Origin of the sequence: Asticcacaulis sp. DW145, assembly GCF_037101385.1 — a bacterium.
In the GTDB taxonomy this organism is placed as follows: domain Bacteria; phylum Pseudomonadota; class Alphaproteobacteria; order Caulobacterales; family Caulobacteraceae; genus Asticcacaulis; species Asticcacaulis currens.
The window spans coordinates 2,145,805-2,162,189 of record NZ_AP029024.1 but is presented as its reverse complement, the minus strand read 5'-3'; the positions used below and the strand labels follow the sequence as shown (position 1 = coordinate 2,162,189).

The 16,385-nt window shown below is 59.4% G+C and carries 11 protein-coding genes and 1 tRNA gene; 6 read left to right on the top strand and 6 right to left on the bottom strand.

Annotated elements, in window-relative coordinates; translation table 11 throughout:
* Positions 1 to 200 precede the first annotated feature (200 nt).
* Positions 201 to 1,646 (top strand): NAD(P)-dependent oxidoreductase, encoded by a 1,446-nt coding sequence (locus AACH73_RS09945; RefSeq protein WP_272739446.1) that lies wholly within the window; start codon positions 201 to 203, stop codon positions 1,644 to 1,646.
* Positions 1,643 to 6,163, top strand: coding sequence for a glutamate synthase large subunit (gene gltB, locus AACH73_RS09940; protein ID WP_338734778.1), 4,521 nt, complete (start codon positions 1,643 to 1,645; stop codon positions 6,161 to 6,163). Before AACH73_RS09945 ends, gltB begins: the two co-directional genes overlap by 4 nt.
* Positions 6,164 to 6,368: 205 nt before the next feature.
* On the opposite strand, the gene pgi is transcribed toward gltB, so the two are convergent.
* From pgi to AACH73_RS09915, 5 genes are all read right to left on the bottom strand, one after another.
* Positions 6,369 to 7,982: a glucose-6-phosphate isomerase gene (gene pgi / locus AACH73_RS09935; protein ID WP_338734777.1), complete on the bottom strand. Its 1,614-nt coding sequence runs from the start codon at positions 7,980 to 7,982 to the stop codon at positions 6,369 to 6,371.
* Positions 7,979 to 8,980, bottom strand: coding sequence for a glycosyltransferase family 2 protein (locus tag AACH73_RS09930; protein ID WP_338734776.1), 1,002 nt, complete (start codon positions 8,978 to 8,980; stop codon positions 7,979 to 7,981). The genes pgi and AACH73_RS09930 overlap by 4 nt, the downstream gene beginning before the upstream one ends.
* A complete protein-coding gene (gene queG / locus AACH73_RS09925) occupies positions 8,970 to 10,079 on the bottom strand; it encodes a tRNA epoxyqueuosine(34) reductase QueG (RefSeq protein ID WP_338735729.1) in 1,110 nt (369 codons plus the stop codon). Before queG ends, AACH73_RS09930 begins: the two co-directional genes overlap by 11 nt.
* A 137-nt stretch (positions 10,080 to 10,216) precedes the next feature.
* A complete protein-coding gene (locus AACH73_RS09920; RefSeq protein ID WP_338734775.1) occupies positions 10,217 to 10,909 on the bottom strand; it encodes a glutathione S-transferase family protein in 693 nt (230 codons plus the stop codon).
* A 1-nt stretch (position 10,910) separates the two neighbouring features.
* Complete coding sequence (locus AACH73_RS09915) at positions 10,911 to 11,876, bottom strand: cation diffusion facilitator family transporter (RefSeq protein ID WP_338734774.1); 966 nt, start codon at positions 11,874 to 11,876, stop codon at positions 10,911 to 10,913.
* Between the two features lie 169 nt (positions 11,877 to 12,045).
* Between AACH73_RS09915 and AACH73_RS09910 the strand changes: the two genes are divergently transcribed.
* From AACH73_RS09910 to AACH73_RS09900, 3 genes are all read left to right on the top strand, one after another.
* A complete protein-coding gene (locus tag AACH73_RS09910) occupies positions 12,046 to 13,236 on the top strand; it encodes a citrate/2-methylcitrate synthase (protein WP_338734773.1) in 1,191 nt (396 codons plus the stop codon).
* Positions 13,237 to 13,357: 121 nt separating this feature from the next.
* Positions 13,358 to 14,155, top strand: coding sequence for an undecaprenyl-diphosphate phosphatase (locus tag AACH73_RS09905; RefSeq protein WP_272739438.1), 798 nt, complete (start codon positions 13,358 to 13,360; stop codon positions 14,153 to 14,155).
* Between the two features lie 242 nt (positions 14,156 to 14,397).
* Positions 14,398 to 14,787 carry a hypothetical protein gene (locus tag AACH73_RS09900; protein WP_338734772.1) on the top strand — a complete coding sequence of 130 codons (390 nt, stop codon included), beginning with the start codon at positions 14,398 to 14,400 and terminating at the stop codon, positions 14,785 to 14,787.
* Between the two features lie 100 nt (positions 14,788 to 14,887).
* On the opposite strand, the gene AACH73_RS09895 is transcribed toward AACH73_RS09900, so the two are convergent.
* The gene (locus AACH73_RS09895; RefSeq protein WP_338734771.1) at positions 14,888 to 15,853 is read right to left on the bottom strand and encodes a complex I NDUFA9 subunit family protein; all 966 of its coding nucleotides are present in this window, start codon (positions 15,851 to 15,853) and stop codon (positions 14,888 to 14,890) included.
* Between the two features lie 229 nt (positions 15,854 to 16,082).
* Between AACH73_RS09895 and AACH73_RS09890 the strand changes: the two genes are divergently transcribed.
* A tRNA-Leu gene (locus AACH73_RS09890) sits at positions 16,083 to 16,169 on the top strand.
* Positions 16,170 to 16,385: the final 216 nt, after the last annotated feature.

Here is a 16,385-nt window from a genome sequence, read left to right as displayed (position 1 = left end):
TAGTACGATTTGTAACTACCCCGGCAAAAATCCCACGACCTCGGTTTTTGGTCGCGATTTTGGCGGGAAACGCCGGAAAACATCATTTTCCGCTTTAACTCAGTGGGCTTTTGCGCTTTAGGGCGTTTTAGCGTGCTGTAACAAGCTAAATTTTCCTTCCGGAAACGGAAGGTTTTGCACCGAGTTGTGAGGTTGGGCCTATGACCTACGAGACGAACCGCTTCGTCGTTGAATACAAGAAGACGCCGCCTAAGGCCGAAGCAAAGACCCGCATCACAAATTTCAATGAAATCTACTCCGATTTCAAACCGGAGCAGGCCAATGCGCAGGCCTCGCGCTGCGCGCAGTGCGGTGTGCCCTTCTGTCAGTCGGGCTGCCCGCTGCAGAATAATATCCCCGACTGGCTGCGCATGACCGCCGAAGGGCGCTTTGAGGAGGCCTTCCGCCTGTCCTCGGCGACCTCGACCCTGCCGGAAATCTGCGGTCGCATCTGCCCGCAGGATCGTCTGTGTGAAGGTTCGTGCGTACTGGAGCAGTCAGGCTGGGAAAACGTCACCATCGGCGCGGTCGAACGCTACGTCAACGACATGGCCTTCGAAGAGGGCTGGATCGAGCCCATCGTACCCGCACTTGAACGAGGTGAAAGCGTCGGCATCATCGGGGCGGGGCCAGCCGGTATCGCTGCAGCCGATCGTCTGCGCACGCTCGGTTACAAGGTCACGATTTATGATCGCTACGATCGCCCCGGTGGGCTTCTGACCTACGGCATTCCGTCGTTCAAGCTGGAAAAGGACGTCGTTCTGCGCCGTACCCAGCGTCTGGCCGATTCCGGTGTCGAATTCGTACTCAACTGCGATATCGGCAATGATGTGTCGTTTGAGGAGCTGCGTCAGAAGCACGACGCCATTCTGATCGCCACCGGCGTCTATAAGGTGCGCCGGCTGAGCGTGCCGGGCTGCGGCTCAAAGGGCGTCGTGGCGGCGCTCGATTACCTGACCGCCTCCAACCGCAAGGGCTTTGGGGATGCGGTTGAGGCCTATGACAACGGCACGCTGAACGCCGAAGGTAAGACCGTCGTGGTCATCGGCGGCGGCGACACCGCCATGGACTGTGTGCGCACCGCGACCCGTCAGGGCGCGAAGGCCGTGACCTGCGTCTACCGCCGTGACCGCGCCAATATGCCGGGCTCTGACCGCGAAGTGGCCAATGCGGAGGAAGAGGGCGTCAAGTTTGAATGGCTGTCGGCCCCCAAGGCCGTGCTGGGCGATGCAGAGCACGTGTCGGGCCTGCGCATTCAGCGTATGCGCCTGACGACGCCGGACGCGCAAGGAAGACAGGGCATTGAGGACATCCCCGGTGCCGAAAACGACCTGCCAGCCGACATCGTCATTGAGGCACTGGGCTTTGAGCCGGAAAACATCCCGGTCCTGTTCAACCAGCCGGGCCTTGAAGTCACCAAGTGGGGCACGATCAAGGTGCAGGCCGGTGAGTTCCAGACCTTTGTGCCGGGCGTCTTTGCCGCCGGCGACATCGTGCGCGGGGCGTCTCTGGTCGTGTGGGCCGTCCGCGAAGGACAGGACGCCGCCGCCGACATCCACCACTATATTCAGTCAAACGTATCCGCTTCTCTGGAGGCCGCTCAATGATCTCTTCCGGCTCCTCGTCTTACGAACTCTATCACCGCAACCGTAACGCCCTGATCGAGGCCGACGCCTATGATCCGCGCACGGAATTCGACGCCTGTGGCGTCGGCGTGGTCTGTTCCATTGATGGCCAGCCGCGCCGTGACGTTGTAGAACTGGCGGTAAAGGCGCTAAAGGCCCTCTTCCACCGCGGCGCGGTCGATGCCGACGGCAAGTCGGGCGACGGCGCGGGCATCATGATCAATGTGCCGCAGGACTTTTTCCGCGAGCAGGTGCGCAATATTGGCCACGAACCTCGCCCGGGTCCTGTCCTTGTTGGCCAGGTCTTCCTGCCGCGCAATGACCTCGGCGCACAGGAAGCCGCGCGTACGATCGTTGAATCCGAAATCCTGCGCTCAGGCTTCTACCTCTATGGCTGGCGTCAGGCGCCGGTCGATGTCTCGCAACTGGGCACGCGCGCCAATTCCACGCGCCCGGAAATTGAGCAGATCATGCTGGCGGCGCCCGACGGCCTTGAGGAAGAGGCGCTGGAACGTGCCATGTTCCTCTGCCGCCGTCGTATCGAAAAGCGGGTCGAGGAGGCCAATCTCGACTGCTACCTGTGCTCCTTCTCGTCGAAGACGCTCATCTATAAGGGTATGTTCCGCGCCGAGCTCGTCGATGATTTTTATCTCGACCTGAAGGACCCGCGCTTTGTCTCATCTGTCGCGGTCTTCCATCAGCGCTTCTCGACCAACACTTTCCCGGAATGGCGTCTGGCTCAGCCCTTCCGTATGCTGGCGCACAACGGCGAAATCAATACCCTGCGCGGTAACGTCAACTGGATGAAGTCGCATGAAATCCGCATGGCGGCGGCGACCTTTGGTGACAATGACCGCGACGTAAAGCCGGTGATCCAGCCGCGCGGATCTGACTCTGCGGCCCTTGATAACGTGTTCGAGCTTCTGGTGCGCGCCGGGCGCTCGGCCCCGATGGCCAAGGCGCTTCTGATCCCCGAAGCCTGGTCGAAGCAGGCCGTGACCATGCCGGAATCGCACCGCGCACTTTATGCCTACTGCAACGCCGTGATGGAGCCGTGGGACGGCCCGGCTGCGGTTTGCGCCACCGATGGCCGTTGGGTCATCGCGGGGAAAGACCGCAACGGCCTGCGCCCCTTACGCGTCACCCAGACGCAGGATGGTCTGCTGATCGTTGGCTCGGAAGCAGGCATGACGGGCGTCGCCGAAGACCGTGTGGCCCACCGCATGACCATCGCACCGGGCCGCATGATCGCCGTGGACCTCGAAGCCGGTAAGCTTTTCAGCGAGGACGAAATCCTCGACGCTCTCGCCTCCAAGCACGACTACACCAAGTGGCTGGAAAACATGGTCGATGTCGATTCGATCATCGAACCGGGGCCGGAGCCGCGCGCCTATTTCGGTGAGGAACTGGACCGGCGTCAGATCGCCGCCGGTCACACGCTCGAAGACCTCGACACCGTGCTCGATGCGATGGTGAAGGACGGTAAGGAAGCCATCGGCTCGATGGGCGACGATACGCCTCTGGCCGTGCTGTCAGAAAAGTGGCGGCCCCTGTCGCACTATTTCCGTCAGAACTTCGCGCAGGTGACCAACCCGCCGATCGATCCGTTGCGCGAAGAAGCCGGCATGTCGCTCAAGACGCGCTTCAAAAACCTCGGCAACATTCTGGCCGAAGACGCAACCCAGGCTAATGTGCTCGTGATGGACTCCCCCTTCATGACGACGGGGATGTATGAGCGGCTTCTGGCCACGAGCAATGTGGGGCAGGTGGCCGAGCTTGATTGCTCCTTCCCGCTGCCCGCCGAAGGTGCGGCGCCGGGGGCGGGCCTGCGTGCTGTACTCGACACTTTGCGCGATGAGGCTGTGGCTGCCGTAAAGAACGGGGCGGCCATGATCGTCCTGACCGATCAGAAGTCGGGTCCTGAGCGCATGGGCGTGCCGATGATCCTCGCTGCCGCGGGCGTCCATGCCCGTCTGGTGCAGGAAGGTCTGCGCTCTTTCGTCTCCATCATCGTACGCTCAGCTGAGGCCATGGATAGCCATGCCTTTGCGGTACTCGTGGGCGTAGGCGCAACCGCCATCAATCCTTATCTGGCACTCGAACTGATGCAGGAGCGTCTGGATAAAGGCCGCTATGGCAGCCAGAGCTCGTACAAGTGCTTCATGAACTACAAGAAGTCCATCGAGGCGGGTCTGATGAAGATCCTCGCCAAGAAGGGCATCTCGGTCATCTCCTCCTATCGCGGCGGCTATGAGTTCGAAGCGCTGGGCCTGTCGCGGGCGCTCGTCGGTGAGTTCTTCCCCGGCGTGACCTCGCGCATCTCCGGTATTGGTCTGGCCGGTATCGAAACCAAGCTTCACGCGCTGCACGCCGAAGCCTGGGCGTCCAAGCGCGCCCTCATCCCCATTGGCGGCTTCTACAAGATGCGCGCGGCGGGTGAGACCCACTATTATCAGCCGAAGCTGATCCATCTTCTTCAGGATGCGACGACGCGCGGGGACTATAAGGTCTTTAAGACCTATTCGGGTCTGGTCGCCAAGATGTCGAAGGACGCACCCACCGCGCCGCGTGACCTTCTCGACTGGGCGCCGAAGTCAAAGCCCATCGATATCGAGGAAGTCGAATCGGTCAACGAAATCCGTAAGCGCTTCGTGACGCCCGGCATGTCGCTCGGCGCCCTCAGCCCCGAAGCGCACGAGACGCTCAACATCGCGATGAACCGCATTGGCGCCCGGTCGGTTTCAGGCGAAGGGGGGGAAGACCCCGAACGCTATGTCCGTCGCCCGAATGGTGATAACCCCAACTCGGCTATCAAGCAGATCGCGTCGGGCCGGTTCGGCGTCACGGCCGAATACCTCAACCAGTGCCGTGAAGTCGAGATTAAGGTGGCACAAGGGGCCAAGCCCGGTGAGGGCGGTCAGCTTCCGGGCTTCAAGGTCACGGAATTCATCGCTCGCATGCGCCATTCGACGCCGGGCGTGGGCCTGATTTCGCCGCCTCCGCACCACGACATCTATTCGATCGAAGACCTGGCGCAGCTCATCTACGACATCAAGCAGATCAATCCGAACTGCCGCGTCACGGTGAAGCTTGTGTCCCAGTCGGGGATCGGTACGGTGGCTGCGGGCGTGGCCAAGGCCAAGGCCGATGCCATCCTCGTGTCGGGTCAGGTCGGGGGAACGGGCGCATCGCCGCTCACCTCGATCAAGTTCGCCGGCCTGCCGTTCGAACTGGGCCTCAGCGAAGCGCATCAGGTCCTGACCATGAACAATCTGCGCGGTCAGGTGCGTCTGCGCTCTGACGGCGGGATGCGCACGGGGCGCGACATCGTGGTCGCCGCTATGCTGGGGGCCGAAGAGTTCGGCATCGGCACGGCGTCTCTGGTGGCCATTGGCTGTCTGATGGTGCGTCAGTGTCAGTCGAACACCTGCCCGGTCGGTGTCTGCGTGCAGGACGAGCGTCTGCGGGCTAAGTTCACCGGCACGCCGGAAAAGGTCATCAACCTCTTCAGCTTCATCGCCGAAGAAGTGCGCGAAATCCTGGCCTCGCTGGGTCTGCGTTCTCTCGATGAGGCCGTCGGCCGCACCGATCTGTTGCGTCAGGTATCGCGCGGTGGGGCGCACCTCGATGACCTCGACCTCAACCCGCTGCTGGTGCGCGTCGAAAGTGATCCGACCGCGCCGGTCACCCTGCCGCATGAGATCAATGCGGTGGCCGACACGCTGGACGCTCAGATCGTCAAGGACGCCGTGCCGCTGGTCGAACGCGGCGAGAAGATGTCGCTGACCTATGACGTGCGCAATACCATGCGCGCGGTGGGTACGCGCACCTCGCACCTGCTCGTCAAGAACTTCGGCGACACGCTGGCCGACGGACACCTGACGCTGCAACTGCGCGGTTCGGCGGGTCAGTCGCTGGGGGCCTTTGCCGTCAAGGGGCTGTTCATCGACCTCGTCGGTGAGTCCAATGACTATGTAGGCAAGGGCCTGTCGGGCGCGACCATCGTCGTGCGTCCGAAGCAGTGGCAGCCGAACCAGATGCTGGCCGGCAACACCAACCTCTATGGGGCCACGTCGGGCAAGCTGTTCGTGGCAGGCCGCGTCGGCGAACGCTTCGCCGTGCGTAACTCCGGTGCGGTGACCGTGGTCGAAGGGGCCGGGGCCCATGCCTGTGAGTATATGACCGGCGGCAAGGTGGTTATCCTTGGCTCAACCGGCGCCAATTTCGGCGCGGGCATGACCGGCGGCGTCGCCTATGTCTGGGACACCGAAGGGGCGTTCGCCAAATACATCAACCCGGAAGGCATCACCCTGCGTGAGGTCCCCGAAAGCGATCAGGCCGATCTTAAGGCCCTGATTGCCGAGCACTTTGAAAAGACGCAGTCCCCGCGCGCCGAGACCATCCTCGACGACTGGGACAATGCGCTGAAGGCCTTCGTTCAGGTCATGCCGAACGAGATACTGGCCATTCAGGCGAAGACGGCGGCCGCGGTGGCGTGATAACCCTACCTGTGAGGGGCTGCGAAGCCTCATCGGTCTGCGCGCCGGTGCTCACGTACTCTGGTACGCTGCGCGCCGGTGCTCGTCCGCTAAGCCTACTCGCCGCCTCACAGCGGGTTATCTGAGAGCAAAAGAAAAGCCGCCCCTTTGCAGAGGCGGCTTTTTTGACTCCCACTAACTGGTGCAGGGGCTGTGCCCCTGCGTCTTATTTCACTTTCGAAATCGCCGCCGAGGTAGACGGGTCGTGCGCCTTGATGGCGCTGCCGGTGATGTCTTCCAGTACCGCATTGGCCAGCGTCTTGCCCAGTTCCACGCCCCACTGGTCGAAGCTGTTGAGGCCCATGACGATCCCCTCGGCGAAGGTCTTGTGCTCATAGAGTGCCAAGAGGGCACCGAGCGTTTCCGGCGTCAGGGCGTCGAGCAGGACGAGGGTAGAGGGCTTGTTGCCGGGGCAGACCTTTTGAGGGGCGATGATGGCCGTCTTTTCGGCGTCGAACCCGGCTGCCCGGCATTCGGCCTCGGCGGTTTCGAGGCTCTTGCCGACCATAAAGGCCTCACCCTGAGCGATTACGTTCGACAAAAGTTTCTGTTGCATGTCGAGCGGCGCTTCGGGGTTCGACTTCACCGCGATCAGTTCCAGCGGCACGATGTCTTCGGACTGGTGCAGCATCTGGAAGAAGGCGTGCTGGGCATTGGTGCCTTCGTCGCCAAACACAACCGGGCAGGTTTTGGTCGGCAGCAGTTTGCCATAGCCGTCGGTGCGCTTGCCGTTTGATTCCATCTCCAGCTGTTGCAGGAAGGCGGCCAGTCGGCGCAGACGATGCGCATACGGAATAACGGCGCGCGAGGGACGATCAAGGCCAATCCGGTTGAACACCTGAGCGGCGGCCAGTAGCAGCGGAGCGTTCTTTTCGAAGGGCGCTGTGAGGAAGTGTTGGTCCATGTCATAGGCGCCGGCCAGCAACCGTTCGTATACGTCATAACCGGCAGCTATGATGACCGACAGCGACACCGCCGACCACAGGGAATAGCGACCGCCCACCCAGTCCTTAAAGCCGAAGACGCGGTCTTCGGGGATGCCATAGGCCGATGTCTTAGCCGGGGCCGCAGAGACGGCGGCAAGGTGTTTTGAGGCCGCCGCTTCGCCTAAGCTCTTGATCAGCCACTCACGCGCAGCAAGGAAGTTGGCCAGTGTCTCCTGTGTCGTGAAGGTCTTCGACACGGCAATCACCAGCGTTTCGGCCGGATCAAGATCGGCGGTGTTCAGTGCCAGTTCCGAACCATCGACATTCGCCACAAACCGGATATCGATCTGAGGCTTCAGGGGTGTCAGGGCCTGCCAGACGAGGCGTGGGCCGAGGTCTGAACCCCCGATGCCAATGTGCAGAATGGTCTTGAACGGCTTACCGGTCGCGCCCACAATCTGACCGGCGCGAATGCCGTCGGCATAGGCTTTCATGGCATCGCGCGCCGTCTTGACGTCAGAAGTGATCTCAGCGCCTCGCAAGCGGGCATTTTCTGCGTCAGAATCGCGCAGCGCCACGTGCAGGACGGCGCGATTTTCCGAGACGTTGATCGCCTGGCCCGTCCACATTCGCTCCCGCGCCGCATTAAGATCGGCGGCTTCAAACAGCTTCAGGGCCGCCTTAAACCCGGCGTCTGACCAGGATTGCTTTGAAACATCCACATAGAGCCCGGCGACCGAGAGCGACTGGTGACCCAACCGATCGGCTTCGTATTCGAAGTGCGCCACAATCGGGGTTTTGGCATCAATAGCAGCCTGGGTTTTGAGGGCGGTGAAAGCGTCGGAAAGGCTCATTTCGGGCTCCGTAGGTCGAGGCCGCGCCGAAGGATCAGGCGCAGGTCCCAGGTAAATTGAGATAACAAATCGGTTGAACGCAATAGACGGGTACTTTGTAATTGGCGGCGGTCCCGCATCACCGCGCCCAAGCCTGACAAGGCTTCCCTCAGGGCGCGACCGACGACCGGGCCGCGTCCTTTCAATACATCCTTCAGCGCCCCTGACAAGCTAAACAAGAGGTGGGGTAAGAGCATCAGCCACAGCAGGGGGGAGGGGGTGTTCTTCAGGAACATCCAAAGCCGGTTGCGATAGCCGTAGAACAGGGCAAAATCAGAGCGTGCCCCAAGCGTGGCAGAACCGATATGGTCAACGCGCGCGTTCGGGATCAGCAAGGTCCGCTCCCGCCTCAGCCGTGCGCGGTAGCCGAGATCAGCATCTTCGCAGTATATGAAAAAGCGCTCATAAAATCCGCCGAGCGCCTCAAATAGGGAGCGTTTGATAACAAAGGCCGCGCCACACGGCGAAAACACCTCACTTACCGGAATGTGCTCAGGGCGAGAGGCCCGATACCCCATGCGAAAGGGAAAGCCAAAAAAGCTCATGCCATCTCCGGCCCCGTCCAGCACGCGCGGATCCTGTGGGTCGAGTTGCAGCGATGTAAAAATGTGTGTGTCCGGATAACTGGCTATGGCGCGCTCTATTTCGTAAAGCCAGTGGGCGTGTACAAATACATCCGGGTTTATGAAGCCCAGCCAGTCTCCACTCGCATGGCGAACAGCGGCATTATTGCCCGCCGCGAAGCCCAGATTTCCGCCATTGTCTATAAAGCGAATCTGAGGAAATTTCGCTGTCAGCGCCTGTGGCGCACCGTCGGTTGATCCGTTGTCGGCCAAAAGAATTTCAAAATCATCCGTATTCTGATCGAGAAGCGCCTGGATGCAACGCTCCAGATAGGCTCCGCTCTGGTAGGATAAGACAATCAGTGAAAACCTTGGCCGCGAAACATCAGGTGACATGCCGGCTCCATTCACTCCAGACGTCCGGGTCATCCTCCTGCGCCAGGTGCTGCGCGCGCAAAGAGCGGAAGTCCTGTGCGCTCAGACCGCGCGACAAAGCCCAAACGGCAGACCCTCGAACGACCGGGCTCTCGTGGGTGAGGTTTCGTGTCAGCACCTGAACCTTGGCGTCATCAACGAGGTCATCAAAGCTGTTGCCCAGAGCATAATGGACATTACGCAGGAAGCTCGCCAATCCGATACGTTTGATGGGGGATTTGCTGAAGAGACTGCGAAAGGCCGCATCATCGAGCTGCGCGAGCTCTATAAGGGACAGGGCATTGAAGCCCTCGCGCGCTCTCAGCTTGGCCTCGGAGGCCTCAACGGCGAACTTGTTCCACGGACAGGCGGCCAGACAGTCGTCGCAGCCATAGATGCGGTTGCCCATGGCGGCGCGGAAGCGGTCGGGCCAGTGACCGCGAAACTCAATCGTCAGATAGGACAAACACTCGCGCGCATCAAGCTGATAAGGTCCAACGAACGCATCCGTTGGGCAGGCGTCAAGGCAGGCCCGGCATGTGCCGCAATGATCGCGCTCAGTCGAGCTTTGAGGGATCTCCATGTCGGTCAGAATGCTACCGAGAAAGAGCCAGGAGCCGAACTCGCGAGAGACAAGGTTTGTATGCTTGCCTTGCCACCCTAGGCCCGCCAGTTGCGCAAGCGGCTTTTCCATCAGAGGCGCCGTATCGACAAACACCTTCACTTCGCAGCCGTAAGCGGTAACGATTTCAGTGGCGAGCTGCTTAAGCTTTTTCTTGATGACGTCGTGATAGTCGTCGCCGCGGGCATAGACGCTGATATTGGCGAGGTCACGCTCGGAAAGCCCCAGCAGGGGATCGCTGTCTGGCCCGTAGTTAAAGCCAAGTACAATGGCGCTTTTCGCCCCGTTCCACATATTCTGTGGGTGAAGACGCCGTTCCAGCGTCTCTTCCATCCACTTCATTTCGCCATGATAGCCAGCCGAGATGAAGGCTTTCAGGCGTTGCGCGGCGTCCCAGCTCTGCGGCAGATGGGTAAAGCCTATTGTCGAAAATCCTAAGCCAAGAGCCTTTTTTGTGATGAAGGTTTTGAGGTCTGCCGACCCGACAGAAAGGGTAGGCCTCAAGGTGGCGGGCGAGGGAGGTTTTTGATGCAGCGCGGACACCTCCCTCTGTCCCTCATCCTCTGGTTTGAGGGGGGTGTCGGGCGACGTCTCCATCAGAAATCAAGATCCCGGTAGTGTGCAGAAGGGGCAACGCCCGGGAGCGTGTCGGCCAGTAAAGGACGAAAGGCCGGACGCGATTTTATGACCATGTACCAGGTCTTAAGATGCTTATAGCGGTCCCAGTTCATTTCATCGACATAGTCAATGACACTGAGATGCGAAGCCAGAGCGAAATCAGCATAGGACATGTGCCGGCCCGACAACCAGTTTCGGGCCTCAAGCAGGCTCTCGAAATAAAGCAGATGATCGCGCAACGCATCGCGCCCTGCACGCAGCGCCGACAGATTAGGCGCGCCCATTCCCATCAGGCGCTTTTCCATCTTTTCATGCAGCAACAGGGCGTTGACCTCGTAGTCGAACTTACGCTCGAACCAGCCGACTAAACGCCGGGCCTCAGCGCGCTCCTGCGGATCTGTCGGCCAAAGCCGCACCTCCGAGGCCGTCTCATCAAGATGTTCGAGGATGGCGCGGTTTTCACAAAGCGTGACCGTGCGTCCATGGTCAAAGGTTTCCACCAGCACCGGCAAAAGGCCTGATACATTGAGACGCAGAAACTCATCCGTCGGCTCCCAGTACTTAACCGGGGCCTCTTCAAAGGCCAGTCTCTTTTCGCCCAAACTCAGGCGGACCAGCCTCGAATGGGGGTCAAAGGCGAAATGATAAAGCGTGCGCAGTGGTGGGGTCATGTCAGATCTGATGCACCCGGTCGTGCGCTTCGGCAAAGATACCGCCATGCGGCTCCGACGCGCCGTCCGGGTCGGGGTGAATCAGGATGTCGGCATTCGGATACGCCGACAATATGCGTTTCTCAGCGCTTACGATTATTTCATGGGCCCTGACAAGGGTCAGGTCAGGTCGCAAAGCCATGTGCATCTGGATAAGCACGTGTGGACCCGAAATGCGGGTGCGCAGACGATGAATGTTCAGAACTTCAGGATCATCAGAGGCGAGATCGTGAATGCGCGCCTGCGCCTCGTCTGTAAGCGCACGATCCATCAGGCTGTCGGCGGCATCTTTCAGAACATGCAGCGCTCCCCATAGCAGCCATAGGGCAATAGCGCCGCCGGCAATAGCGTCAATATGCGGTACACCGAGCGCTCCGGCGCCGACGCCCACAAGTGCTATACTGTTGCCGGCAATGTCGGTCAGATAGTGCGCGCGATCAGCCGACACGGCCACAGACTGTGAGGCCTTTAAAGCGGCATTTTGCGCCGCGATCAGAAGTCCTGTCAGAAGGAGGGAGACGATCATCACCGCCACGGACAACAGGCCCCCGCTGACTGGTTCCGGCGCGCGCAGATGATCCCAGGCATCGCGCAGGATCAGAGCCGCCGACGAAAACACAAGGGCAGCCTGAAACAGCGCTGAAAACGCCTCCGCCTTGCCGTGCCCGAAAGGGTGCTCCTTATCGGGCGGTGTGCGCGCAAACCGTACGGCAAAAAATGTGATCAGAGAAGCCAGAAGATCAAGCCCTGAGTCGGTCAGCGACGCCAGAACCGCCACCGAACCTGACGCCACAAGGGCGAGTGTCTTCAGGCCGATCAGCGTCAGAGCCACAAACACCGACAAGGCCGACACGCGCAGGATCATTTCCTGGGGTGTCAGCCCGCTGAAGCTGAACGGGTTAAAGTTGCGCGTAAAGGGCAAGGCCATAACAGGTAGCCTGAAAAACTGCGGAAAACGGCATTTCTATACGCCTGAATTCACGTCGCTACAAAAACTTTAAGCCCCTATTAAACATAGCTGGATTTTAACAGACTGAGCGTTTAAATTTGGGTGCAATCAATCTTGATTGTCAGCCCCGCATGTGAGGGTTTTACCCATGTCGCGCCAATGGATCAGCCGCGCCGAAGCCTTACAGCGACTGGATGTCAAGCCGCAGACCCTCTATGCGTACGTCAGTCGTCAACGCATTGCCGCGCGAACCGATCCGAATAATCCGAGGCGTTCACTTTATGCCCTCGATGATATCGAGCGTCTCACTCAACGCACGCCTCGCCCCGCGGAGGACGCCCCACCTGTCTTGCCGACATTAAGTGGTAAGTCGGCCGTCCGCGGTGAGGCGACGATCGACTCCGATATCTTCATTTCGATAGACAATCGTCCCTTTTACCGCACGCGTGACAGCCTGGAGCTTAGCGAGACCGAAAATTTTGAGGCGGTCGCCGCCCTGTTGTGGAAGGACGACTCCTCAAACCCCTTCGGCCCCCTTAAACCGCGACCGGATGTCAATTTCACCGGCGGACCGCGTGCCCGCGTCTGGGGAATGTTGTCGCGGCGACTGGACGAAGACGCCCTCTCTGAGCTTAGCCCCGACCGAAATCTACGCCTTGAGGCGGCAGGCATCCTCAATGAACTCATTGATGCGGTAACAAATGGAGGCCCACGCCTTTATTTCCACCAGCGGCTGGCGCGTGCCTGGAAGGTGAATGATCAGCGCGACGTCGATCTGATCCGACGGGCTCTCGTTTTGTCGGCTGATAACGGGCTTGATGCCGCCACCTTGTCCGCGCGCGCCGCGGCGGTGTCGCAAGGGCCCTTATCCTCACCCGTTCTCGCCGGCTTTTCCACCCTCACGGGGCCGGCCATGGGCGGGCGGGTGTCACGCGCGGAAGCCTATGTCACTCAGGTCAGGCGTCAGGGTAATCCGCGTCTCGTGGCGGAAACCTTCCTGCGTCAGGGCGTAGAGCTGCCCGGCTTCGAAACGGAGCAATCACCCTGCGACGCGCTGCGAGCCGAGGCCCTGATGGCCGCCGCCCCTCATATTGGCGAAGACCTCAAAACCATCCGTGCCGTGGGCGAGGAGCTGACGGGGCGGCCACTGGGCTTTACTCTGGCTCTGGCCCTTATCGGGCGCCACCTCGACCTGCCAAAGGACGCCCCTTTTACCCTGATGGGGCTGGGCCGCTCAGCGGGTTGGCTCGCTCACGCAATCGAACAGACAGAAACCGGTTTGTCGCCCAGGGTGAGGCTGCGCTACATAGGCGAACATCCTTTAGCCGCAAATCTCTGACCTTAGGAATTTCCTGGCCGATCGCTCGCCCGAAAGGGGGCACGCGCTTGACCTCTAAACTCTCGCAGCGCATGGTGCGGTGCATATAAAATCGCGCTCTCTTTTTCCCCGGACTATTTCAATGGATTATTTAATTGCTTTGTTTCTGGGCTTTGTCGAAGGCCTGACGGAATATATTCCGGTTTCCTCGACCGGCCACCTTCTTCTTCTGTCGCATTTTCTGGGCTTCAGCTCACCCAGCAATACCTTTGAGGTGCTGATCCAGCTGGGTGCCGTGCTGGCGCTTCTCAGCCTTTATTTCAACAAGCTTTGGAATGTCGTCATCACCCTGCCGACCTCGCCACAATCGCGAGGCTTTGCCATCTCTATCCTGGTCGCCTTCTTTCCGGCCCTGGTCATCGGGGTGCTGGCTCACGACTTTATCAAAAGTGTCCTTTTCGAAAGCCCGCGCCTGATTTGCATCAGCCTGATCGTCGGCGGTATCATCCTCTGGCTGGTCGATAAGTACGCGCCCACCCCCAATAAGACCGATCCGTTTCGCCTCGATTTCAAGACGTCACTCATCATCGGCGTCTTTCAGTGTCTGGCGATGATCCCAGGCATGTCGCGCTCTGGATCGACCCTGATCGGGGCCATGCTGTGTAAGGTCGAAAAGAAGGCGGCAGCGGAATTTTCCTTCTTCCTCGCCATGCCGACCATGCTCGGCGCTTTCACCTATGATGTCTATAAGACCCATAGTCAGATGAATTTCAATGATATGGGACTTGTCGCTGTGGGCTTTATCGCGGCCTTCATCACAGCGCTCATAGTCGTGCGCTCAGTGCTGAATTTCGTAGCCAGAAACGGCTATGGCGTTTTCGCTATCTGGCGCATTCTTGTTGGCGGTATCGGCCTTATCCTTTTGTCTCTGGGGCACTAAGGCGCTCGCAAAACCCAACCGCGTGTTAGCCCGGCATTGCCCAGGCTCTCTCCATTGGTGGACGGGTTGGGTTTTACCCTTTGTTTTTCCGCTCTCTGAGCCAGAGACGTTTTTGGCGCGTCGCGCGCGTGCTGAAAATTACACTTGCTGCGAACGACGTTTTTGTGTCCATTCTGTCGCAAATTGTCGCCGTCGGTACATCGAAACCGACGGACGGCCTATAAAACAGATGAGGACACGCGGTGCTTGATGTTGTGGTAGATGCCGAGTGCAAACTCCTGACCTTTAAGGTGCTGGGTCAGATCGACAGCGTTGCGCTGACCGATCGGATCATTGAGGAGTACAAGGCTCACCGAAATGCCTGGACCTTTCGGCGCATCTTTGATTACAGGCGCGCAACCGGTCTTTACGATTACGCGGAAGTCGAGCGTCTGTTAGAGTGGTGGCATAGAGAGACAGCGGGCATGGACATCTGTAATAAGGTGGCCGTGATTACGAACGAAGTCCTCTTCGAGGTGCGGGCCAGGGTGTTTGACGAGGCCTACACGAACGGACAGATCATGACCTTCGACACGCTCGTTAAGGCCGTTGAATGGCTGGATAAGGTCGCTCCCGTCGAGTCACGGCCCTGACCCATTTGTAGCGGCTGACATGGAAATTTATCGTTCGAGAATGCAGATACAAAAAAGCCCTCCAGACATCTGGAGGGCTTTTTTGTAATCTTTGTCTGGCTCAGCCCGCATATTCAGCAAACTGTCCGTTTTTGCGAAAGCGCCAGAGATAGGATGGCACCACCGACTCCACCGCCGTCGGCAGAATACCCAGCTCACGCAGGCCCGGCAGCTTGCCCGACGCGACATTGTCCTTCTGCAGCAGAAGTACCTGATCGGAGGTCAGGAGCGGCTTGATAAGGAGTGAGCTGATATCGCCCACCACGCCAATGAGGCTTGCAGCGGCAAATGGCATCCAGATCAGGGCGCGCGGGGACTGGATCTCTTCTCCCACATACTGGACGAGCTCATTGAAGGTGAATGTCTGCGGCCCTACAATCTCAAAGGTCTTACCCGCAAAGGCCGGGTTGCCCAGCGTATCACCAGTAGCGCGCGCCACGTCCCCAACATAGACCGGCTGGAACTTCGTCTTGCCGCCGCCAATCGAAGGCATAAACGGAAAGGCTTTGATCTGCTCGGCCAGTCCCGTAAAGAATCCATCCTGCGGCCCGAAGATCACTGACGGGCGCACGATTACGGCCGAGGGAATAGCTGCGCGCACAGCCTCTTCGGCCTTGCCTTTTGTTGAGGCGTATTTCGACGAGGATTTGGGATCGGCACCAAGCGCCGACATCTGCACGAAGTCCTTGATGCCGAGCTTGGCGGCACCCTCGGCGATCGCCTTGGAGGCCGCACGGTGGACCGCATCGAAAGAGGCGCCGGGCTTTTGATATAAAATACCCACAAGGTTGACCACCGCTGACGCGCCAGTGAGCGCCGCCTGAACCTCGGCCTCTTTGCGAACATCGCAACGCACGATCTGAATCTGTCCGACGGTCCCCAACGGCTTGAGATCATAGGCATAGGTTGGCTTGCGAACGGCGACGCGCACACGCCACCCCTTTTGCGCCAGCGCCCGGACGACCTGCTTACCAACAAAGCCTGAACCGCCGAATACGGTGACCAGTCTCGAGGATAGATTAGACATGTTGAAACCTCGGATGCGCGGGTGCCTGTGGGGCGGCACCCCTTTATAAACCCCAATTAGCGCATGGGCTTGTGCGTCGCAATCCCTGACGGCCCTTGGCTCTGCCATTTTCCACGCAGTCATCTGTGGAAATGTAAAAAACTTTTAAAAAGACCATTGACCTGCTTCGAGCTTCTCTGTATTTCACCGGCCTCCGCTCGCAAGATCGGAACGCAACCTGATTAAATGTGCCCAGGTGGCGGAATTGGTAGACGCGCTGGTTTCAGGTACCAGTGGCTTAACGGTCGTGGAGGTTCGAGTCCTCTCTTGGGCACCAATCAGCTTCAAAACCCGCCGCGAGGCGGGTTTTTTGCGTTTAAATCCAAGGATTTGCGAATAAATCCCTCGAGCGCGAGCAACTACGGCAACACCAAGCTGCTACACCACCATCGTCCTGAAGCGTCCAAAAATCTTTTAGAATCATATAGATCATAGTCCCCGGACTGCTACACTACCCTGCCACACCAAACGACCATGTCTTCGGAACGATTTT